Source organism: Vulcanimicrobium alpinum (genome assembly GCF_027923555.1).
Taxonomy (GTDB): domain Bacteria; phylum Vulcanimicrobiota; class Vulcanimicrobiia; order Vulcanimicrobiales; family Vulcanimicrobiaceae; genus Vulcanimicrobium; species Vulcanimicrobium alpinum.
Window position 1 is genome coordinate 2,802,144 of sequence record NZ_AP025523.1, and the last position, 20,414, is coordinate 2,822,557.

The window sequence follows — 20,414 nt, forward strand, 5'->3', positions numbered from 1 at the left end:
TTTTTATCCGCGCATCGCTTGGTGATCCCTGCCCTGGCGCGGCCGCGGAACGGCCGCTTCCGTCAGATCACCAGGCGCGGCGTGCCGCGAGCATCGCCGACATCACCGCTCGCGTCGCCGGCGAGCGGTTGAGCGTGTAGAAGTGAATCCCCGGCGCGCCCCGCGCGAGCAGGTCGGCAACTTGCAGGGTCGCGTACGCGACGCCGAGATCGATCACCGCTTGCGGATCGTTCCGTCGCGCTTCGAGCTCCGCGCGCAGGCTCGCCGGAATCGTCGCGCCGCACATCCTGGTGAAGCGGTCGATCTGCTCGTAGTTGGTGATCGGCATGATCCCCGGCAGGATCGGGACGGTGATCCCCCACTGCCGCGCGCGCTCGACGAACTCGACGTAGCGCGCGTTGTCGAAGAACAACTGCGTCACCAGAAACTCCGCGCCCGCGCGGACCTTCGCGGCGAGCGCCTGCAGGTCGGCGTCGAGGCTCACGGCCTCCGGATGTTTCTCCGGGTACGCGGCACCGCCGACGCAGAACGCGAACTCGCGCTTCACCAGCGCAATGAGATCGTTCGCATACCGCAATCCGCCCTCGACCGCGACGAAGCCCTCGCTCCCGCGCGGCGGATCGCCCCGCAGCGCGAGCACGTTCTCGATCCCGCCGGACCGCAGGTCGCGCAGTACGCCGCGCAGATCGTCGACCGTCGCGCCGGTGCACGTCAGATGCGCCATCACGTCGAAGCCGGCATCGCCGCGCAAACGCTTCGCGAGGTCCACCGTTCGCGAGCGGGTCGAACCGCCGGCCCCGTAGGTGATCGAGACGAAGCCGGGATCGAGCGGGCGCAGCGTCTCGATCGTCGCGAACAGCGTCTGCTCCGCGGCATCGTCCTTGGGCGGAAAAAACTCGAACGAGAAAAACGGCCGCCGGGTCCCGATCTTGTCCGCGATGCGCACCTAGCCAGGTTCGGCCCATCCCCTGCGCATGACCCACACGATGCTGTCCAACTGCCGCCTCGTCGGGGACATTGGACGTTCGTCACCACCGTCACCCTGAGCTTGTCGAATGGCGGCTCAATCGCGACCGCACGCGGCGCGTCCCCTTGCGGTCTCCACGGGATGCTGCCCTTCGACAAGCTCAGGGTGACGACGACGAGCTCACGGTGACGGCTAAAAGCCCGGGGCGGCTCAGCGGAAGCTCTGCACCACGCCGTTGGCGACGAGCGCCCAGCCGTCGACGAGGACGAACAGGAGCAGCTTGCAGGGCAGCGAGATCACGGGCGGGCTCAGCATCACCATCCCCAGGCCCATCAGAATCGCGGCGACGGCCAGGTCGATCGCGACGAACGGCAGATAGAGAGCGACCCCGATCGCGAACGCCGAGCGCAGTTCGCCGACGACGAACGCCGGGATTAGCACCGTGAGCGGCGTGCGCGCCAGCGGCTCGCCGGCCGGGCGATGTGCAACCCGCGCGAACACTGCGACGTCGCGCGCTTTCGTTTGACGCAGCATGAACGCGCGCAACGGAACCGCGGCGCGGTCGAGAAACGCCGACTGCGAAAGGCGCCCGCCCGCGTAGGGCCGGATCGCATCGCGCTGGATCGTCGCGAACGTCGGCGTCATGATGACGCACGTCAGCACGAGCGCGAGCCCGGTGAGCACCGTGTTCGGCGGCAGCGTTGCGGCGCCGATCGCCGAGCGCACCAGCGAGAGCACGACGATAATCCGCACGAACGACGTCGAGAGGACCAGTACGAACGGCGCGAGCGAGAGCAAGGTCAGCGCGGCGAGGACGTCGAGCGGAAGCGCGGAGTGGCCGCGGTTCGCGATCTGCAGCAGCGGTTCCATGCATCGATCCTGCGCCGCGCGCGCGTCCTCGGCGTGACCGCGATGTTGCGGGAATGCGACGGAGAAGCACGCCGCAGGGAGGAGCCGACGCCGTACTTCGTCGTGATCCGAGAGCGCAGCGCGCGCTGGGACTGGTCGCTTCCGATGCACCGTCAGGTCGAGTGGGACGCGCACGCCGCGTTCATGGATACGCTCGAAGCCGACGGTTTTCTGCTCGCCGGCGGCCCGCTCGGCGAGGAAGACCGCGCGGCGCGCGTCCTGCACGTCGTGAACGCGCCCGATCGCGACGCGGTCGAACGGCGACTCGCCGACGATCCGTGGGAACCGTTGGGCCTGCTCCGCACTGAGAGCATCGAGCCGTGGACCGTACTCTTGGGCGGCTTTCGCGCGGACGCGCGGCTCTGGCGGCCGATCAGGGCTTCTCGATCAGTTCGGTGACGCGCACGCCGAAGTTCTCGTCGATCGCGACGATTTCGCCGCGCGCGACGAGCCGGTCGTTGACGAGCAGGTCGACGGGACCGCCCGCAAGGCGATCGAGTTCGATCACCGTGCCCTTTCCGAGCTTGAGCAGATCGCGCACCTGCATCCTGCACGTGCCGAGCTGCGCCGTCACCTTCAGCGGGACGTGCATCAGCAGATCGAGGTTCTTCGCGTTGTCGGTCATCTGCATGGCGGGAGAGCTCCGGTGGCGACGTCGTGGACGAAAAACGCGGCACGCGACGCAACGGCGCCCGCATCTCCCGAAGCGAGTCGGCGCCCCGCCACGTTCAGGGATGCCGGCGCGCCGACCTTGGTCGCGAGCGGCACGACGTCCCCGACGCGCAGCGCGGCTAGCCGCGACGCCTCGATTGTTCCTTCGGCAAAAACCGCGTCGAGGTCGAGCGCTACGGCGTCGAGGGCGGCGGCGGAGAGCGCCGCGCCTGCCGGCGCGTCGGGGATCGCGCGGACGATCCCGATGCCGAGCGTCAGACGGACCGGCGCGTGCACCCGCACGTCGAAGTAGGCGACGCAGGGCGGCACCTCGTGCGGCGAACGGGCGGGTCCGGTCGCGCTCCGTTGCGCGCACAGCGGGTCGAAGGAGGCCGCGCAGCGTGCCGCGATCCGCTCGAGCGCGAGCAGTTCGAGCGCGGAACAGGCGGCGTCCGGGAGTTCGGGGGCGCCGTCGGGCCCGCACGATTCGCCGAAGGCGCGCAGCACGAGCCGCCGGGCATCGAGCCGTGACAGCACCAGCACGACGTCGGTCCGCCGTCCGCGCGTGAGGAACAGCAGCGCGTCCCGCGCCAGCACGGACCACGCCTCGGCGCCGATCGCCGCGGGCTCACCGATCGCGACGTCGCACGACGCGCCGAGCAGCTCGCGCAGCGTGTCACCGATCCCGTTCGCGACGACGCATGCCGCGTCGAGCGGGATCGACGCGCGCGGAACGAAGCGCAACGCGCGCACGCCGCCGCGCGCCGGAGCGAACGTCGCGTCGGCGATCATTTCAGCAGGTCCAGGGTCGTCTTGTCGACGTTAGCGCGCGTGCGCGCCGCCGCTCCGAGTGCTTGAAACTGACGATACGCTTCGTCGAGCCGTTCGATCCCCGCGTCGACGTCGATCGCTCCGGACTCGCGGCTGAACGGCGCCAGTCCCGGAAACGTCCCGTCGGCGGGCGTCCCGAGATGCGGCACGACGCCCGGCGGCGCGGCGACGTGCGTCGCGTCGACGCGCGGCGGATGCGTGCCGGCGGGGAAGCGCGCCAGCGCGATGCGGCCGATCGCGACGCGCTCGACGCTGCGCTCGCCGGTGCGCGGATCGATCGCGGCGCGCGTGTACGCGACGGTTCCGTCGGCGGCGATGCGGGTGTCCGCGGTGCGGCTGAGCGCGACATCCGCCGCCGGCAGGCGCAGCGGCACCGGGAGCGCGCCGCGCGCGTCGCCGCGCGGATAGCCCAGCACGTCGGCGCCGTCGCGCGTCCGCAGCACGCCGTCGTCGAAGCGCAGCGCGCCGTCGCGTTGGTACGCGCGCGCGCCGTCGGCGCCGCGCGTGACGAGCCACGCGCCGGGCGGGAGCGCGACGCTGAGCGGATCGCTCGACGGCTCGATCTGCGGTTCGGCGGCGACGTCGTCGTGGGCGGGAACCGCACCCGCCTGGTAGATTTCCCGCAGGTCCTGCGCGCGCGCGGCGATGCGATCGTACGCGTCGACCGCCGATGCTCCGTACATCACGCGGCCTCGCTTGCGATCCCGCGCCCGGCCAGCGCGAAGCGTGCGTGTGCGAGCGCGCGTTCCACCGTCTCGCGCAGCGCCGGCGCGCACACCGCGACGACGCGCGTGCGCGCGCCGTCGCTGCGGATCAGCACGTGCACGCGGCCGGCATCGAGGCGAAGCGAGAACGCTGCGGGCGCGACGGCGGCAGCGGAGCGCCCCAGCGCCCGTTCGACGCGCCGCGCGAGCTCGCTGCGCGGGGCACGGCGGTCGCCGGCGAGCGGCGTCCTCGGTTCGCGCGCCGTCACACCGGCGACGGAACGGCGCGGCCGGGCTTCACCTCGGCGCGCGCGCGGCGCTGCGGCGTCAAGGCGGTTCGGCGGCGACGGCGTGGCCGCGTGACGACGCGGCGATGCGGGCGCAGCGGCGCGCGCCGCCGGCTCGGCGACGTGCAGGGCGTGGTACCAGGCTTCGGAGAGTGCGCGCCGGTCGGTCCCGGCGAGCTGCGTCGCGAGGACCGCGACGCTCGTGGTCTGTTGCATGCGGTCGATGCCTCCGCACCGACCGTAGCGCTCGCGCGTGAACGAACCGCTACGCGGATGTTGCCGAACGGCGCGCGACGCGCCGGCGGCCGTCGTCGAATTGCGCCCCCGGCGCCAGGTAGAGCGCGGCGTTGCCTAGATCGAACGTCGCGACGAAGTTGCGCAGCACGCCCAGACCGACGTTGCCGGCATCGACGCGATCGGCGAACGCCCCTTCACGCGCGAGGACGACGTCGACGGTGCGATGATAGAGCGGGACGCCGCCGAGCTCGAGCTGATCGAGCGAACTGCGGTACGTCGCGTTCGCGCCGCCGATCCCGAAATTCGTCGACGCCCGCAGCGAGAGCGGGACGATCCCCGGATGCGCGTCGACGAACGGCCGATAAAGCAGCATCTCCGAACTGCTGCCGGTATCGACGATGAACGGCGCGGTCAGTTGGTTGGCGCGGAAGGTCGCCTCGGCGAGTTCGCGATCGACGTCGAGGTCGACGCGCGTCCCGTGCGGTGCGAACGAACCCGGCCGGCCGAACCGCAATTGATGGTTCGCGAAGTCCATCTCGACGACGGCCGAGGCGAAAAACGGATACCCGAGGATTCCGTCGATGTGCAGGCCGCCGGTGCTGCGCGCGATGTCGAGCGACGAGACGACGACATCGTTCATCGCCGCGCCGTCGAGCTCGAGTTTCGGCAGCGTCGCGACCTGCAGGCCGCCGCTGCGCGTCGCCCCGCGCACTTCGAGCGCGCCCTGCGGCGCGATCCCCGCGGCCTTGAGCACCGCGCTGTCGACCAAGATCGACTGCGCGCCGGTGTCGAGCAGGAAGAACCAGTCGCGGTTGGCGATGCGCACGGTGACGCCGACGTGGCCGTCGCGTTCGAGCAGCGGCACGGTGTGAATGCGATCGGTCGCGAGCAGGCGCGGTTCGAGCGGCGCGAACGTCGCCGGATCGACCGCTCCGTCGATCGTCACCGACGTCGTCTGCTGCACGGTGTCGAAGCGATGGTCGCCGTCGGTGAGCACGGAGCGGAACGGCACCTTGCGGCCCTCCACGTCGCGCCAGTCGCTGTAGTCGACGTACGACGGGCCGTCGCCGTCGAGATACTCGAGGCGCAGCGGCAGGCCGGTTACCGGGTCGATCCACAGCGTCTCCGGCTCGCCGCCGACGGCCTTCACCTCGAGCCGCCACGCATGCGTCGCCCCGACGTTGCCCCAGCCGGCGAACCGCGTGAGTTCCGGATGCGCGACGATGCGGCCCGAGTCGACGAGATCTTCGGTGAGCGCGCGGCGATGGAGAAAGCCGCGCAGTTCGCGCACGTTGCCGTTCGAGTTGCGCACGAAGACGCGATCGCCGCGGCGCAGCGTCGTCTCGCGCCGCGGTCCCATCGTATCGTCTTCGCGCTCGTTGTCACCGGCACGCACCGTCCGGAACGTCCCGGTCAGCCCTTCGCCCGCGAGCGAACCTTCCGCGACGTACGTCTTCACGTCATCGGCGTGCGTCGCGCGGTCGTACGCCGCGAGGATCGTCGTGACCGGAACCGGGACCGTCGCCGGCGCGGGCCGCCCGGCGGCGGGCAGGGCGAACGCCAGCAGCGCGGCGAGTGCCGCGCTAGCGGTTCCGATACTGGTCGAACGAAGCGAGGACGTTATTGACGTAAGTTTGCGTTTCGGCGTAAGGCGGGACGTCACCGTACTTCTCCACCGCGCCGGGCCCGGCATTGTAGGCCGCGACCGCCAATCGTTCGTTTCCGCCGAAACGGTCGAGTAAACCGCGCAGATAGCGCGCTCCGCCGGCGACGTTCTGCACCGGATCGTACGCGTCGCGGACGCCCATCGCCGCCGCAGTCTCGGGCATCAACTGCATCAGCCCTTGGGCACCGACCTTGGACGTTGCGTTTGCGTCGAAGGCAGACTCGTTCGCGATCACCGCCTTGAGCAGGGCCGGATCGACCTGCCAGGCGGACGCATTCTGCGCGACCAGCGCGTCGATCTGCGCGGGTGCGACCGGGGCGTTGGGACGCGCCGCTTCGGGCGCACTCGCAACGCCGGCCGGCTGCGGTGCGAGCGCGAAGGCAAGGACGTTCGCGAACCGGCCGTTGGCCGCGGGAGCGGGGACGGGCGGCGCCGGCGGCACGCCGGTGATCTCGGCGATCCGGTTCTGGATCGCGCCGATCTCCGAGGAGACGTCCATCATTCGAGTCTATCGGCGAGCCGGCAGAGCTCCGTGAGCGTCCGCAGCGGCGGCGACGGCTCGGCATCCTGGCGCAGGAACGCGTCGATCGGGGGCTCGGCGGCGAGGGCGCGCGCGAGATGCGGATCGCCGGCGGCGGGGTCGAGCCCGAGCGATCGCGCCTCGCGCGAGTCGTCGAGCGCGGCGACCGCGGCGCGCAGGCGCATCGCCGCACGCAGGTGAGACGGCGCCGCGACGTCCGCGGCGGTGCGGCTCGCGCTCGCCGGCAGATCGATCGCCGGAAAGCGGCCGGCGCGCGCGAGGCGCTCGCTCAGAACCACGTGACCGTCGAGCTGCGCGCGCGCCGCTTCGGTGACCGGGTCGTGGGCGGCAGGGCCGTCGGAGAGGACCGTCGCGACGAGGGTGATGCTGCCGGCCCGCGTCGGTCCGGCGACTTCGACCAGGCGCGCGAGCCCCGCGAGCGCGCTCGGCGGGACGCCGCCGCGGCCCGCGGGTTCACCGGCCGCGAGCGCGATCTCGCGCGCCGCCGAGGCGACACGGGCGAGCGAATCGACGACGAGCAGCACGTGCAGCCCGCGCGCGCGCAGCGCCGCCGCCTGCGCGAACGCGACCTCGGCGGCGCGCAGGCGCTCCGTCGCGGGACGATCGCCGGTCGCGCAGACGACGGCGGTCCGCGGCGTGAGCGTGCGGAGGCGGCCTTCCGCTTCGCGGCCGCGTTCGCCGATCAGGGCGAGCACGACGGCGTCCGCCGACGAACCGCGCACGATCGCGTCGAGCAGCGTCGATTTTCCCGCGCCCGGCGCGCCGAAGAGTCCGATGCGTGCGCCGCGCGCGAGCGGCAGCGGTCCGTCGATCGCGCGCACGCCCGTCCAGAAGATGCCGTGCCCCGCGGCGCGTTCGGCGGCCGTCGGCGCGACCGGGATCGCGCGGCGAAGCGCGCCGCGAATCGGTGCGCCGCCGTCGAGCGGGAGCCCGCGCGCGTCGATCGCACGGCCGAGCAGCGGCGTTCCCAGCGGCAGGCACAGGACCGCCGGATCGACGACGGCGAGATCGCCCGGCGCGACGCCGTCCAGCGAGCCGAACGGCGCCAACGTCGCGCAGCGCGGCGCCGCCGCGATCGCGCGCGCGTCGAGCGTTCCGCCTCGCGTGCGGATCCGCATCCCGTCGCCGACCGCGACGCCGCTCGCGTCGACTTCCACCAAACCGCCGCGGATCGCGGTGACCGCACCGGCTGCACGCCCGCTCACGCGAACGCCTCGAGCACCGCGGCGAGCCGCACGCCAAAGCGCGCGTCGACGCTGCCGCAGGCCAGTTCGACGATCGCGTCGCCCGGGGCAAGTGCCGGATCGATCGCGATCTCCGCACCGTGCAGTCGCGACGCGTCGCTCGCGCAGACACGCACCCGCACGATCGGCACGTCGCCGACGATCCGCGCGACGAGCGCCTTCAGGTCGCACGGCGCAATCCGGAGTTCGCGGCCGAGCACGGATGCGGCGATCTCGCGGAGCAGGCGCGCGAGGTGCGCATCGAACGCATCGGCGAGCCGCGCGCGGAACAGCCGCGCATCGCGCAGCACGTCGACAACGACAGCATCGTCCCCGCACCGGTCGCCGTCGCGCGCATCGGCGTCGCACACGACGGCCTCGCCGCTGACCGCGTCGGCGTCGCTCGCAGCCGCGTTCTGCGGCGCTGCGCCGCGCAACATCTCCGCAAGCGAGTTGAATTCAGCCGCGGGCACGGACGAGATCCTCCGGGGAGGGGACGAGCGATCCGTTCGCACGATCGAGCCGCCGCACGATCGCGGCGCGTTCGTCGGGGACGTACAGTTCGAGGACCGCGGCGGCAGTCGCCGTCGGCAGACCGGCGATGATCGCGGCCGCGACATGCGGCGGTTCGCCGGCGAGCGCGCCGCGGATGCGCGCCGGCGCGATCCCTGCGACCTCGCGCGCGGTACGCCGCGCCGCCGCCGCCTCGGCGATGTGCACCGCCGCGGTCGCGAGCGGACGCGCCGCGAACGCCGCGATGCCGATCAGCGCCGCGGCCGTCACCGCCTGCGGGACGACGCCGGCAAACGCGAGCGCCCACCCGGGCGCAGCCGCGCCGCGCGCCGCGCGAACGGCGCCGTCGCCGAACGCGACCGCTGCGACCTGCACGTCGTCGCCGCGTTCGCGCCGCACGCCGGCCGTCGCGCTCGCAAGTTCGCGGATCTTCACGAGGTCCAAGCCGCGCGCCGCATCGACGAAGACCGCGACGCTGAGATGCGCCGTCGCGCTCGCGTCGACGACGCGGTGGTCGTCGCGCGTCTCGCTCCCGCGGTCGTCGCTGACGTTCGACTTCGAGTACTTCTTCGCCGGAGACGCATAGCGTTCGTCGCTTGACGAACGAGCGATCGTCCCGCCGATCGCCGAGCGGCGCACGTCGCGGACGTCGCGCCGTTCGCCGAGCGCCTCGCGGTGGACGCGAACGATCGTCGAACCGGCGCCGAACGCCGCGTCGAGCGCGCTCTGCAGCGATCCTTGGACGTCGGCGGCATCGTCGCCGGGATCCGCCGCGAGCGCGATGCCGCGATCGTCCAGCACCGTGACGCGCTCGGCATCGAGACCCGGAACGCCGCCGGCGACGAACGCTTTGATCCCGGCGATCGTCCGCGCGCCCAGATGCGCGCCCGGCGCGAGCGTCACGCGCACGCTCGCGCTGGCGTCGCGATGCGGTTCGTCGGCGTACACGCCGCCGCTGGCCGGCGCGATCACGACGCGCGCGTCCGCGACGCCGTCGACGCCACGCAGCCCCAGCGCGAGGTCGGCGGCGAGCGCGTCGCGCGTCTGGGCTTCGAGGACCGTCTGCGGCGTGAGCGCGCCGACGTGCGCGAGCGTCTCGTCGCTCCCGGCGAGATGCGGGTGCGGAACGCCGGCGAGCGCGAGCCGCAGGAGCAGCGCACCGCGCTTCCCCGGATCGACGCGCACGTTGTCGGCGGTCGACGCATACGGCACGTTCCAAGCAGCGAGCCGTTGCTCGACCTCGGCCAGTTGATCGGGATGCAGCGGCGTCGCGTACAATGCGACACGCAGATCGCGGGTCGCGCCCACGCCGAATGCGGCGAGCGCCGCGAGCGCAACCAGCGCGCCGGCGGCGGCGAACCGCAGGCGCGGCGAGAGCGCGCGCACGCCGGCGAGCAGATCCTGCGCGCGCATCTCAGATCTGCATCCCGAGCAGCGAGGAGACCGCCTGGGTCGCGCGCTGCGCTGCGGTCGCGGCGATCTGCAGGGCGATGTCGGCGCGGGCGCGCTCGACGATCATCTCCTGCAAGCCGCCGCGGTGCGCCGCGAACGCCTGCTCGGCGCGATCGGCACCGTCGAGGATCGCGCCGGCCGCGTCGACCAGCGCCGCGAACGGGGAGCCCGAGCGCTGCGCGGGCGAGGCGAGCGGCGCCGCGACGGGCGCGGCGTCGGGGAGGAGCACATCGACGCGCATCAGGAGCGCCCCACGTCGAGGGTGCGCTCCGCGATCCGTTTCCCGACGTCGAACACCGAGGCGTTCGCTTCGTAGGCGCGCTGCGCGTCGAGAACGGCGATCATCTCCGTGAGCGCGTCGGCCGCCTCGCCCCCGCGCGCCGTCCCCGCAAGCTCCGTCTGCGGCGCCGCGTCCAGCGCGGCGGCGAATTCCGGATCGACGCCTTCGCCGTCGCCGTCGCCGGCCGGCGCGGCTGCGAAGCGCGCGACGAGCCGCGCGTACGGATGCTCCGGCGTCGACGCTTGGGCGGCCGCGACGTTGCGCGCCGCCACGTCGAGCAGCGCGCGCTGCACGTGCATCCCGTCGGCGGCGACCGCGAGCAGATCGAACTCGCTCATCGCGGCCTCACTTCGCGACCGTGCGCAATTCGGCGAAGTGCGCGCGCAGCGCGTGCAGCAGCGCCTCTTCGAAGAGGCCTGCCTGGGCGATGCGCGCGCCGGCACGCTCGTCGCGCGCAGCGGTCGGCGCGAGACGTTCGAGGCGATCGCGCGCGGCGAGCGCCGCGCGCGCGGTGTCGGTCGTCGGGTCGAGGTCCATGTGCGGATCGTGCCGGACGAAGATGAGCGGAACGTTGCCGCAGTATGAGGAACCTCCGGACGTGCTGTTCCGTCGAAGGGTGCGAAGGCAGCGGACCCCCTCCACCACCGCTGCCTTCACCCTTTTCAGCAGCCGGTGAAAGCATATGAGGCGGGGACCGAAGCGTTCGCGATCCTCCGCCACCAAGCCGAAGAAGTGGGCGACGCCGAACTCCTCGCCGCCGTCGCGGCGGCCGAGCGCGCCTTCGAGCGCGCGGCGCTCGAGCGGGCGTCGCTCGAGAGCCGCCTGAACGCGACCGCGACCAACGCCGAACGGGAGTACACAAAACTCCGCACGCTCGGCCGCGTTGCCGAAACGGTCAATTCCTCGCTCGAGCTCGACGTCGTGCTGCGCCGCGTCCTCGACACCGCGGTTGAGGTGATGGAGGCCGAGCGCGGTTTCCTGATGATCGCCAACGAGCAGAACGTCCTCGAGCTGACGACCACGCACGGGATCGACCGCGCCACGGTCGAGGGCGACGCGATGCGCCCCTCGCAGACCACGGTGCGGCGCGTGTTCGACACCGGGGTCCCGGTCGTGACCACCGACGCGCAGCAGGATCCGCGCTTCAACGTCAACCTGTCGGTGCGCGCGATGCGTCTGCGCTCGATCATCTGCGTCCCGCTGCAGATCCGCGCGCGCACGATCGGCGTCGTCTACCTCGACTCGCGCATCACCCCCGGCCTCTTCTCACCCTCGGATCCCGATCTGCTCGGGACGTTCGCAAACCAGGCGGCGCTCGCGATCGAAAACGCGCGGCTCTTCGACGCCCTGCGCGTGCAGGTCGCGCAGATCACGCGCCTCGAGCGCCTGCAGGCGCGCGTCCTCGAATCGATCACCAACGGCGTCATCACGCTCGACGGCGACGGCCGCATCGGCAGCTTCAACGACGCCGCCGCCGAGACGTTCGGCATCGAGCGCGACGCGATGCTCGGCAGCCCCGCCCGCGCGCTCGACGCGCTGATCCCCGGGATTACCGCGATGCTGCGCGAGCACACCGGCGAGAGCCGTCCGATCGAGATGACGGCCGCGCACGCAACGCGCGGCATCCTCGCGCTCGAAGTCCGCATCGTCCCGATCGACGCGCCCGACGAGGGGACGAAACGCGGCTGGGCGATCGCCGTCAGCGACCTCACCGAACGCCGCCAACTCGAACGCCTCCACGCGGCCGACGTCGAACAGCGCCAAGCGATCCGCGACGCGTTCTCCCGTTACCTCGCCCCGCACGTCGTCGAGCAGCTGATGCGCGCCCCCGGCGGCGTCGCACTCGGCGGCGAACGCGCCACCGCAACCGTCCTCTTCGCCGACATCGAAGGCTTCACCGAACTCGCCGAACGCCTCGACGCCGACCGCGTCGTCGAGATCCTCAACACGTTCTTCAGCAGCGCCGTCCACACCGTCTTCGAACACGACGGCCTCCTCGACAAATTCTACGGCGACGGCCTCATGGCCGTATTCGGCCCCCCACGCGTCCGAGAAGACGACGCAACAAGAGCCATCGCCGTCGCCGCCGCGCTCCACACCGCCGCCTCCACCATGACCGCCGACGGCCACCCCCTCCGCCTCTCCATCGGCATCGCCACCGGCGACGTGGTCGCCGGCCACATCGGCAGCCACAAACGCATGGACTACACCGTCATCGGCGACGCCGCCAACCTCGCCAGCCGCCTCCAATCCGCCGCTCCCGCCGGCCACACCTACATCGACGACGCCACCTACCAACGCCTAAAAACGAAGCCCCACAACGAAACCCTCATCGCAAAAATCCGAGGCAAAACCGCCCCCGTCACCATCCACGACATCACCTAAAACCGCGTCGCAAAAGCGACGCTACCTTTAACAGGCTGATGAAAAATCGGCCGAGTTGATGTTGGCGTGACGGCGTTTTTCGCGTATTATAAGAGCAAGTCTCCTCATACCTTGGTGAGGTTGCGGCCGATGCGGACTCATGATGAGCAGCGTGCATCCGTTTGGACGACGTTGCAGCCGGAAGACACCGTGCCCGGCGATCATCCGTTGCGCCCGATGCGCGTGATGGTCAACGAAATTCTGCGCGAACTCTCGCCGGAGTTTTCCAAGCTCTACTCGCGACGGGGCCGGCCATCGATCGCGCCGGAGAAGCTGCTGCGAGCCTTGCTGTTGCAAATGTTCTACTCGATCCGCAGCGAGCCGATGCTGCTGGAGCAGTTGCGTTACAATTTGCTCTTTCGTTGGTTCGTGGGCTTGAGCATGGACGACAAGATCTGGGACCCCTCGACGTTCAGCAAGAACCGCGATCGGTTCTTGAATGGCGAAATCTCCGAGCGGTTCTTCGCCGCCGTGGTCGAGCGGGCGCGTGCCGACGAACTGCTCTCGAACGAGCATTTCACCGTCGATGGGACGCTAATCGAGGCGTGGGCCAGCCACAAGAGCTTTCGGCCCAAGTCGGACGACGAACCGCCGACCTCGAGCGGCGGTCGCAACGAGGGCGTGAACTTTCGTGGCCGGCCGCGCAGCAACGAGACGCACGTCTCGAGTACCGATCCGGACGCGCGGTTGTACCGCAAGAGCAGCGGCGCGCCGGCGATTCTCGGCTATCTCGGACATGCTCTGATGGAGAATCGCAACGGCTTGATCGTCGGCGTGAAGACCACTCGCGCGGATCGTGTCCCGGCCCGTGGTGTATGAGAGGGTCGCCCTTGTAGCATAGAGAGCGGCCATCGTGGCTTTCGGCGAAGGTTGTTTTTGCAACAAATAACCGACCGAAAGGGATCCACGATGGCCAAACCCAGTATCGCACTTTCCGAGCTCGTCGAAAAGGGCGGCGACGTCGACTTCGTTCGCGAGATGCTCCAGTACGCCGCGCAGCGGATCATGGAGATCGATGTTGAGGAACTCTGCGGCTTGCCCTACGGCGAGCGCGGCCCCGGCCGACAGAACGCCCGCAACGGCTTCCGCGAGCGCCAATGGGAGACGCGTTCCGGCACGATCGGACTGCGCATCCCCAAGTTGCGCAAAGGTAGCTACTTCCCCGCGTTCCTCGAGCCGCGCCGCACGGCGGAGAAGGCGCTCACCGCCGTCATCCAAGAGGCCTACATCCAGGGCATCTCCACGCGCTCGGTCGACGAGCTCGTCAAGGCGATGGGGATGACAGGCATCTCCAAGAGTCAGGTCTCACGGCTGTGCGAAGAGATCGACGAACGCGTGAACGCATTTCTTACCCGGCCGATCGAAGGCGACTGGCCCTATCTTTGGATCGACGCGACGTACGTGAAGACGCGCTCCGGCGGACGCATCGTCTCGGTCGCCGTGATACTGGCCGTCGGCGTAAACACCGATGGGACACGGGAATTGTTGGGCCTCGCGGTTGGTCCGAGCGAAGCAGAGCCGTTCTGGATCGACTTTCTTCGCAGCTTGAGCCGCCGCGGATTGCGCGGTGTCAAGCTCGTCATTTCCGACTCGCATGTCGGCCTGAAAGCGGCCATCGCGAAAGTATTCAAAGCAACGTGGCAGCGCTGCCGCGTGCATTTTATGCGAAACGCGCTCGCACATGCGGGTAAAGGGCAACGGCAGATGGTCCTCGCGTTGATCAACACGGTATTCGCGCAAGAGACAGCGGAAGCTGCGCACGAGCAATGGCGTATCGTCTCCGAGCAGCTTCGGCAGAAGTTCCCGAAGCTCGCGGCGATGATGGACGACGCCGAGAACGACGTGCTCGCGTACATGGACTTTCCCAAGGCGCACCGCAAGCAGATCGTCTCAACCAATCCGCTCGAACGGGTCAACGCGGAGATCAAGCGGCGCACCGATGTCGTCGGTATCTTCCCGAACGATGCTGCCATCGTACGCCTCGTCGGTGCGCTCCTACTGGAACAGAACGACGAATGGCAACTGCAGCGGCGCTACATGCAACTCGAAGGACTCAGTGCCGTCAGCGATAATCAGCCCGCCAAGCTCTCCGCCGTGATTAACGGCTGAGCGCTACCCTCGCCGAGCCACCGCTCGTACACCACGGCTGGGGACACGATCCTCGCGGCGACCGGGATCGCCGAACGCGAAGCAGCGCTGGAATTGATTCGCGGGGTCAGCGGAAGCAACCGAATCACGCTCGGCGCCGACAAGGCGTACGATACCAAAGACTTTGTCGAGGCGTTGCGAGCGCTCAACGTGACGCCGCACGTTGCTCAAAATACGACCCGTCGCCGCAGCGCGATCGACCGCCGAACCGTCCGCCATCCGGGCTACACGGTGAGTCAACGCAGGCGCAAGTTGATCGAGGAGAGCTTCGGGTGGGGCAAGACGATCGGCCGATTGCGCAAGGTGCATTTCCGCGGGCTTGATCTGGTCGGCGACATTGTGCGCTGGACGGCCGCGGCGTACAACTTGATCAGGATACGCAATCTGAGGGCCGCGACATGATGCGAAGTGATGCTGACCCGAGGGGCGTTTTCGAGATGAACCGCTCGGCAACGGGCTTCGAGAGGTCCGCCGACCTCCCGAAAACCGTGCTGAACGGGCAGTTTGCGAACCACGCGCCGATTTTTTCAGCACCCTATTAAAGCGATGCGAGCAAAGCGACGCATCGCGAACAACGGAAGGGCGCAAAGCGCCCAACCCCTCCCGTCGCGAGTGCCACGCGCGCCGGCAACTCCCCAACCCAACCCCCGACGACGGAGCCCACCCATCGTGCCCGTGTCGCGGGAGCGCGGCATCGCAACGTCGGGGCCTTTTTCGCGAGTGAAGCGCAGGATGCGCGAGAACGAGCGAAAACGGAGCGGCCCTCGCACACGAAGTGCGAGGGCCGCGTCCCCGACGTTGCGATGCCGCGTTCCCGCGACACCGCCACCAATACTACCGCTTCGAAAACTGGAAGCGTTTACGAGCCTTCTTACGCCCGTACTTCTTCGATTCTTTCTCCCGCGGATCACGCGTCAGCAGCCCATTCCGCCGCAACGGCTCCCGCAACGACTCATCCATCTCCAGCAACGCCCGCGCAATCCCATGCCGAACCGCACCGGCCTGCCCGGAAACCCCGCCCCCCTCGCACTTCACATCCACATTGAACCGCGAAAGCGACTGCGTCACCTCCAACGGCTGACGCACGATCTGCTGCAGCGAAGGCCGCGGAAAATACTCATCGACCGGCCGCTTGTTCACGGTGATCACACCCTGCCCCAGCGAAAGCCGAACCCGAGCGATGCCGCGCTTGCGGCGCCCCGTCCCGTGGAAATTATCGGTCGTCTGCATCACGCAAGCTGCTCCGGCTGCTGCGCCGCGTGCGGATGCTCCGCACCGGCATACACGTTCAAGCGTCCAAGGTGCACGTCACGCATCCGGTTCGTCGCGAGCATCCCGCGCACGGCGCGCTCGATCAGCCGTTCCGGATACTTCGCCCGCACCTGCGCCGCGGTCTCGGTGCGCAGACCGCCCGGGAAGCCCGAGTGCCGGTGATAGACCTTCTGCGTCCACTTGCGCGGCGCGAGCTCGACCTTGTCGGCGTTGATGACGATGACGTGGTCGCCGTCGTCGATGTGCGGGGTCCAGGTCGGCTTCGAACGCCCGGAGAGGGCACGCGCGATGCGCACCGCGAGCGTTCCGAGCCGCTGCCCGGTCGCGTCGACGATGTACCAGTCGTGCTGGGTCTCGGCGGTCTTTTGCTGATATGTGCGCATGGGTCTCGTCGGATCGTGAAAAGAAGTGCGCGGCCCGGCCGTCTGGCTGAGGGCGCGGCAACCCATGGAGTATACGGTTCAGGAACCCCGGAAGTCAACCGCCGCGAGCTCCGCCAGACGCTCCGGACGGAGCAGGACGAGCCCCCGCAAGCGGCTGCCGCGCACGAGACCCTCGCGCGCGAACGCGGCCACCGCACTCGAGCACGACTCGCGGGTCGTGCCGGCCAGGCCGGCCAGATCCTCCTGCGAGAGCGGCAGGTCGAGCCGCACCGCGCCGTCCGCCTGCGCGATGCCGGCGTCCTCGGCGAGTTCGAGCAGCGCCCCGGCCACCCGCGACTCGACCGGAGCGCGGCTGAACGCCTCGAGCTTGCGCTGGACGCGCAGGGTCCGCCGGGCCAGCGACCGGGCGATCGTCGCGTACATCGCGGGGGCGGCGGCGGCGTGGCGATCCCACACCTCGCTCGAGACGCGCAGGATCGCGCCGTCGGTGACGGCCTCGGCCCCGCTCTCGGCGGAGCGGTCGCCGAACACCGTCCCGGGCGCGAGGAGCTGGCCCGGGCCGGCTAAGACGAGCGTCACGTCGCGGACGAACGCCGCATTGCGGAAGACCCGGAACCAGCCGTCGTACACGACGGCAACGGCCGGGGCGTCGAGCGGGACGATCGTTCCGCGGCCGACCGAGACCACGCTGCCGTCGGCGGCCAGGCGCTCCAGGACGGCGGAATCCAGTGCGGGCACGGGGCTGGATTGCGTTGCCGGGTCGTTCCGCCCCCTCCGCGAATGAACCGCTCGTGGACGTCAGCGGTTCGGAGGCGATCTTCGACCTCGGGGAGACCGAGGTCGATGCGTTGCCGTTCGGCCTGATCGGGGTCGATGCCACCGGGACGATCGAGCAGTACAACGCGTACGAATCGCGGCTTGCCCGGCTCTCGAAGGAGCGCGTGATCGGCCGCAACTTCTTCCGCGACGTCGCGCCTTGCACCGCGGTGAAGGAGTTCCAGGGCCGCTTCGAGCGCTTCGCGGCGGAGCCCGGCGACGGCGCCGAGTCGTTCGATTTCGAATTCCGCTTCCCGTTCGGACGGCAGTTCGTGAACATCACGTTCCTGCGCAGCGCCAAGAGCGGTCAGATCAAGATTCTCGTCAACCGATACGACGAACAGTAGGACCACTCGCACCCAAGGAGCCTCCGGTGGCACTCTCTTCGTTGGATCTGTTCTTGATCGCGGCGACCGTTGCGGCCGCCGTCGCCGCGGTCGCGGCGATGCTCGCCGGTCGGCGCGCGTCGCGCGCGATCGCCGCCCAGCGCGCGATCCTGCGCGGCGCGCTCGACGTCGCCGGGAGCGATCGCATCGAAGACCTGGTCGGCGGGATCGTCGCCGCGCGCCGGCGCGCCGACGCGATCGCCGCGCTCGCGCCGGCCGCCGACGAGGTCGTCGAACGGCAGGCGAGGCTCGCCAGCGCGCTGGTCGCGCGCGACGCCGCGGGGATCGCCGCATAGGACGCGCTGACCGCGACGTTCGGCGCGCTCACCACCGCGAACGGCGCGGTCACGGAACTCACGCAGGGCGTCGGCGAAGCCGGCGCGGCGGTCGAGCAGGCGGTTTCGTCGATCAGCACCGTCTCCGACAACATCACCGGAATCGCCGAAGGCGTCGGGACAGTGAGCTCGTCGATCGGTCAACTCGCGGTCTCCGTGAATCAGGTAGCCGGCTGTGCGCGCGAAGCGTCGACCCTCTCGCTCGAAGCCGACCGCAAGGCGCGCGACGGCGGGGTCGCGGTCGAGCGGCTCGTGCGCTCGACGCGTGAGATCGCCGACGACATCAACACCGTCGTCTCAACGATGGAAGAACTCGGCACCGCGTCCGAACGGATCGGCGCGATCGTCGAAGTGATCGACGCGATCGCCGACCAGACGAACCTGCTGGCGCTCAACGCCGCGATAGAAGCCGCGCGCGCCGACGAGCACGGCCGCGGCTTCGCCGTGGTCGCCGACGAAGTGCGCAAACTCGCCGAAAGTTCGGCCCAGTCGACGCGCGAGATCGGCCAGCTCGTCAAAGACATTCAAGCGAAGACCGCCGAGGTCGTGCGCTCGACGACGGCCTCGGGGACGAAGGCGGAGAGCGGCCTGGAGATGGCCGCTCTCGCCGGTCGCACGATCGCCGACATCCCGTCGTCGGTGAGCAAAGCGAACCGGCTGATCGAGCAGATCTCGATGGCGGCGCGCGAATAGGCGGCCGGGTCGTCGGCGATCGTGAACTCGGTCGAACAGATGAACCTGCTGATGCGCGAAGCAGCGCGTTCGCTCGAAGAGCAGAACACGTCTAACCGGCAGATCATTCAGATCATCGCGAAGATCCAGCGCCACGCGAACGGCGTCGAGGAGACGCTGGCGCGCCAGCGCGGCGCGAGCGAGAAGCTGATGGCGCAGGCGAAATCGCTCGCGGCCGCGGGCCGCGCGACCGCCGACGCAAACGCCGGCTTCGACGACCTCGTGATCTCGCTCCGCGACCGCCTGCGGCGCGTCGCTTCGGGTCAGCTCGTCGCCCGCGAGGAAGCGGCTCTCGCGAGCCGCTGAGGCTCAGGGACGCAGCGCGACCGGCCGGTACGTGTCGAACGCGTCGTAGCGGACGCCCGCGAGATAGAGTCCGTGCGCGGGCGCCGTCGTCCCCGCGGCGGTGCGGTCACGCGCCGCAAGCGCGCGCGCCGTCAGCTCGAGATCGCGATAGCCGGTCGCGACGTCGACCAGCGTCCCGACGATGATGCGCACCATCCGGTGCAGGAACGCGTTGCCGCGCACCGTGATGCGCACCAGATCGCCGGATCGCGCGGCGTCGATTGCAAACACCTCGCGCACGGTGCCGCCGCGTTCGGGAAGCTCGCCGCAGAACGTCACGAAGTCGTGCTCGCCGACAAGCGGCGCGGCGGCCTGCACGAGGCGCGCATCGTCGAGCGCACGCGGAACGATCCACGCGCGCGCGCGCCAGATCGCCGACGGATAGGGACGGTTGACGATCAGGTAGTCGTAGACGCGCTCGAGCGCGTCGAAACGCGCGGAGAACCCGTCGGCGACGAGCGCGGCATCGCGGACCACCAGATCCGCGGGCGTGCAGGCGTTGAGCGCAAGGCGCAGGCGTTCGATCGGAAACGCGCGCTCGGCACGGAACGAGATCACCTGCCCGGTCGCGTGGACGCCGGCATCGGTGCGGCCGGCGGCGCTGATCTTCACGACCTGATGGAAGAGCCGCGCGAGCGCGTCTTCGAGCGCGCCGGCGACGGTGCGCAGCGCGGGCTGGTACTGCAGCCCGTGAAACGCGGACCCGTCGTATTCGACGACGAGACGATACGTCGGCACCCGCCGGGATTCACGAAAAACAGCGAGGCCGCCTTGCGGCGGCCTCGCGTCGGTCTGCGGGGCGGCGTGCCGTCAGGAGGCGACGCGCTGCGGGACGGGACGCTTCTCGTCGAGGTCGAGGAGATCGGGCCACGCGGTGACGTCGGTGCGGTCGGGCGCGACCTGGTTTCGTAGCTCGAGGAAGTACGCGTGCGACTCGGAGCCCGGCTCCGGTCCCGCTTCGAGGAAGTGCGCGTTGAACTGCTCGATCTCGGCCGGCGACGTCTTGTCGACGAACGGCTTCACGTAGGCCTCGATCTCGCCGACGCTGTTCGCCTTCTTGATGACGTCCATCAGCGCTTCGTGATCGACGCCGAGCAGGCCGAACACGGCCTTGTCCATCGGGCAGTTGTAGTGATACTCGCCGTTGGTCCCGTTGGCCGTGGCGATGCCCTTGTCGATCGCTCGGCCGACCTGCACGACACCGTGCAGCTTCTCGCGGACCGAACGGGGATACGACGTGGTCAAATCTTTTTGCAGCATTGCGAGTGCTTTGACTGCCGCCGCGCCGCAGAGGTTGCGCACCGGTCACGCG

Annotated in this window: 26 protein-coding genes and 2 pseudogenes; 9 read left to right on the forward strand and 19 right to left on the reverse strand. The window is 70.0% G+C overall.

Annotated elements, in window-relative coordinates; translation table 11 throughout:
* Nucleotides 1-67 precede the first annotated feature (67 nt).
* Nucleotides 68-946, reverse strand: a complete 879-nt coding sequence (gene metF, locus WPS_RS14375) for a methylenetetrahydrofolate reductase [NAD(P)H] (RefSeq protein WP_317995157.1) — start codon at nucleotides 944-946, stop codon at nucleotides 68-70.
* Between the two features lie 231 nt (nucleotides 947-1,177).
* Nucleotides 1,178-1,837, reverse strand: coding sequence for a flagellar type III secretion system pore protein FliP (gene fliP, locus WPS_RS14380; protein ID WP_317995158.1), 660 nt, complete (start codon nucleotides 1,835-1,837; stop codon nucleotides 1,178-1,180).
* On the opposite strand from fliP, the gene WPS_RS14385 reads away from it, so the two are divergent.
* On the forward strand, nucleotides 1,802-2,275 hold the full coding sequence (locus tag WPS_RS14385; RefSeq protein WP_317995159.1) for a YciI family protein: 474 nt from the start codon (nucleotides 1,802-1,804) through the stop codon (nucleotides 2,273-2,275). The genes fliP and WPS_RS14385 overlap by 36 nt on opposite strands.
* Here the strand turns inward: WPS_RS14385 and fliN are convergent.
* From fliN to WPS_RS14445, 12 genes are read right to left on the reverse strand one after another with little or no spacing between them, the layout of a single operon-like run.
* Entirely contained in the window at nucleotides 2,250-2,507 is a 258-nt protein-coding gene (fliN, locus tag WPS_RS14390; RefSeq protein ID WP_317995160.1) for a flagellar motor switch protein FliN, read from the reverse strand. The genes WPS_RS14385 and fliN overlap by 26 nt on opposite strands.
* Entirely contained in the window at nucleotides 2,498-3,319 is an 822-nt protein-coding gene (locus WPS_RS14395; RefSeq protein ID WP_317995161.1) for a FliM/FliN family flagellar motor C-terminal domain-containing protein, read from the reverse strand. The genes fliN and WPS_RS14395 overlap by 10 nt, the downstream gene beginning before the upstream one ends.
* Entirely contained in the window at nucleotides 3,316-4,041 is a 726-nt protein-coding gene (locus WPS_RS14400) for a hypothetical protein (protein WP_317995162.1), read from the reverse strand. Before WPS_RS14400 ends, WPS_RS14395 begins: the two co-directional genes overlap by 4 nt.
* Complete coding sequence (locus WPS_RS14405; protein WP_317995163.1) at nucleotides 4,041-4,565, reverse strand: hypothetical protein; 525 nt, start codon at nucleotides 4,563-4,565, stop codon at nucleotides 4,041-4,043. The genes WPS_RS14400 and WPS_RS14405 overlap by 1 nt, the downstream gene beginning before the upstream one ends.
* A 49-nt stretch (nucleotides 4,566-4,614) precedes the next feature.
* Nucleotides 4,615-6,249: an aspartyl protease family protein gene (locus WPS_RS14410; protein ID WP_317995164.1), complete on the reverse strand. Its 1,635-nt coding sequence runs from the start codon at nucleotides 6,247-6,249 to the stop codon at nucleotides 4,615-4,617.
* Nucleotides 6,170-6,751 carry a lytic transglycosylase domain-containing protein gene (locus tag WPS_RS14415; protein ID WP_317995165.1) on the reverse strand — a complete coding sequence of 194 codons (582 nt, stop codon included), beginning with the start codon at nucleotides 6,749-6,751 and terminating at the stop codon, nucleotides 6,170-6,172. Before WPS_RS14415 ends, WPS_RS14410 begins: the two co-directional genes overlap by 80 nt.
* Nucleotides 6,751-7,998: a hypothetical protein gene (locus WPS_RS14420; RefSeq protein ID WP_317995166.1), complete on the reverse strand. Its 1,248-nt coding sequence runs from the start codon at nucleotides 7,996-7,998 to the stop codon at nucleotides 6,751-6,753. The genes WPS_RS14415 and WPS_RS14420 overlap by 1 nt, the downstream gene beginning before the upstream one ends.
* Entirely contained in the window at nucleotides 7,995-8,489 is a 495-nt protein-coding gene (locus tag WPS_RS14425) for a FliH/SctL family protein (protein WP_317995167.1), read from the reverse strand. The genes WPS_RS14420 and WPS_RS14425 overlap by 4 nt, the downstream gene beginning before the upstream one ends.
* Complete coding sequence (locus WPS_RS14430) at nucleotides 8,476-9,942, reverse strand: flagellar M-ring protein FliF C-terminal domain-containing protein (RefSeq protein ID WP_317995168.1); 1,467 nt, start codon at nucleotides 9,940-9,942, stop codon at nucleotides 8,476-8,478. The genes WPS_RS14425 and WPS_RS14430 overlap by 14 nt, the downstream gene beginning before the upstream one ends.
* A gap of 1 nt (nucleotide 9,943) precedes the next feature.
* Nucleotides 9,944-10,222 carry a hypothetical protein gene (locus WPS_RS14435; protein WP_317995169.1) on the reverse strand — a complete coding sequence of 93 codons (279 nt, stop codon included), beginning with the start codon at nucleotides 10,220-10,222 and terminating at the stop codon, nucleotides 9,944-9,946.
* A complete protein-coding gene (locus tag WPS_RS14440) occupies nucleotides 10,222-10,599 on the reverse strand; it encodes a flagellar basal body rod C-terminal domain-containing protein (RefSeq protein ID WP_317995170.1) in 378 nt (125 codons plus the stop codon). Before WPS_RS14440 ends, WPS_RS14435 begins: the two co-directional genes overlap by 1 nt.
* Nucleotides 10,600-10,606: 7 nt before the next feature.
* Nucleotides 10,607-10,798: a hypothetical protein gene (locus WPS_RS14445; RefSeq protein ID WP_317995171.1), complete on the reverse strand. Its 192-nt coding sequence runs from the start codon at nucleotides 10,796-10,798 to the stop codon at nucleotides 10,607-10,609.
* A gap of 135 nt (nucleotides 10,799-10,933) precedes the next feature.
* On the opposite strand from WPS_RS14445, the gene WPS_RS14450 reads away from it, so the two are divergent.
* The 4 genes and pseudogenes from WPS_RS14450 to WPS_RS14465 form a co-directional block, all read left to right on the forward strand.
* A complete protein-coding gene (locus tag WPS_RS14450) occupies nucleotides 10,934-12,646 on the forward strand; it encodes an adenylate/guanylate cyclase domain-containing protein (protein WP_317995172.1) in 1,713 nt (570 codons plus the stop codon).
* Nucleotides 12,647-12,775: 129 nt separating this feature from the next.
* A pseudogene (locus tag WPS_RS14455) lies at nucleotides 12,776-13,480 on the forward strand (IS5 family transposase); the annotation flags it as partial.
* A gap of 114 nt (nucleotides 13,481-13,594) precedes the next feature.
* Nucleotides 13,595-14,794, forward strand: a complete 1,200-nt coding sequence (locus tag WPS_RS14460) for an IS256 family transposase (RefSeq protein ID WP_317995173.1) — start codon at nucleotides 13,595-13,597, stop codon at nucleotides 14,792-14,794.
* Between the two features lie 48 nt (nucleotides 14,795-14,842).
* Nucleotides 14,843-15,235: pseudogene (locus tag WPS_RS14465) on the forward strand (transposase); the annotation flags it as partial.
* Nucleotides 15,236-15,667: 432 nt separating this feature from the next.
* Here the strand turns inward: WPS_RS14465 and rpsI are convergent.
* From rpsI to WPS_RS14480, 3 genes are all read right to left on the reverse strand, one after another.
* Nucleotides 15,668-16,063 carry a 30S ribosomal protein S9 gene (rpsI, locus tag WPS_RS14470; protein WP_317995174.1) on the reverse strand — a complete coding sequence of 132 codons (396 nt, stop codon included), beginning with the start codon at nucleotides 16,061-16,063 and terminating at the stop codon, nucleotides 15,668-15,670.
* A complete protein-coding gene (rplM, locus tag WPS_RS14475) occupies nucleotides 16,063-16,488 on the reverse strand; it encodes a 50S ribosomal protein L13 (RefSeq protein ID WP_317995175.1) in 426 nt (141 codons plus the stop codon). Before rplM ends, rpsI begins: the two co-directional genes overlap by 1 nt.
* Nucleotides 16,489-16,566: 78 nt before the next feature.
* On the reverse strand, nucleotides 16,567-17,226 hold the full coding sequence (locus tag WPS_RS14480; protein WP_317995176.1) for a Crp/Fnr family transcriptional regulator: 660 nt from the start codon (nucleotides 17,224-17,226) through the stop codon (nucleotides 16,567-16,569).
* Between the two features lie 53 nt (nucleotides 17,227-17,279).
* On the opposite strand from WPS_RS14480, the gene WPS_RS14485 reads away from it, so the two are divergent.
* The 4 genes from WPS_RS14485 (at nucleotide 17,280) to WPS_RS14500 (ending at nucleotide 19,063) form a co-directional block, all read left to right on the forward strand.
* Nucleotides 17,280-17,651, forward strand: a complete 372-nt coding sequence (locus WPS_RS14485) for a PAS domain-containing protein (RefSeq protein ID WP_317995177.1) — start codon at nucleotides 17,280-17,282, stop codon at nucleotides 17,649-17,651.
* Between the two features lie 26 nt (nucleotides 17,652-17,677).
* Nucleotides 17,678-17,986, forward strand: coding sequence for a hypothetical protein (locus WPS_RS14490; protein WP_317995178.1), 309 nt, complete (start codon nucleotides 17,678-17,680; stop codon nucleotides 17,984-17,986).
* Between the two features lie 195 nt (nucleotides 17,987-18,181).
* On the forward strand, nucleotides 18,182-18,718 hold the full coding sequence (locus WPS_RS14495; RefSeq protein WP_317995179.1) for a methyl-accepting chemotaxis protein: 537 nt from the start codon (nucleotides 18,182-18,184) through the stop codon (nucleotides 18,716-18,718).
* A gap of 21 nt (nucleotides 18,719-18,739) precedes the next feature.
* Nucleotides 18,740-19,063 carry a hypothetical protein gene (locus tag WPS_RS14500; protein ID WP_317995180.1) on the forward strand — a complete coding sequence of 108 codons (324 nt, stop codon included), beginning with the start codon at nucleotides 18,740-18,742 and terminating at the stop codon, nucleotides 19,061-19,063.
* A gap of 3 nt (nucleotides 19,064-19,066) precedes the next feature.
* Here WPS_RS14500 and truA read toward each other — a convergent pair whose 3' ends face one another.
* On the reverse strand, nucleotides 19,067-19,840 hold the full coding sequence (gene truA, locus WPS_RS14505; protein ID WP_317995181.1) for a tRNA pseudouridine(38-40) synthase TruA: 774 nt from the start codon (nucleotides 19,838-19,840) through the stop codon (nucleotides 19,067-19,069).
* 72 nt (nucleotides 19,841-19,912) lie between these two features.
* On the reverse strand, nucleotides 19,913-20,404 hold the full coding sequence (locus WPS_RS14510; RefSeq protein ID WP_317995182.1) for a DUF5069 domain-containing protein: 492 nt from the start codon (nucleotides 20,402-20,404) through the stop codon (nucleotides 19,913-19,915).
* Nucleotides 20,405-20,414: the final 10 nt, after the last annotated feature.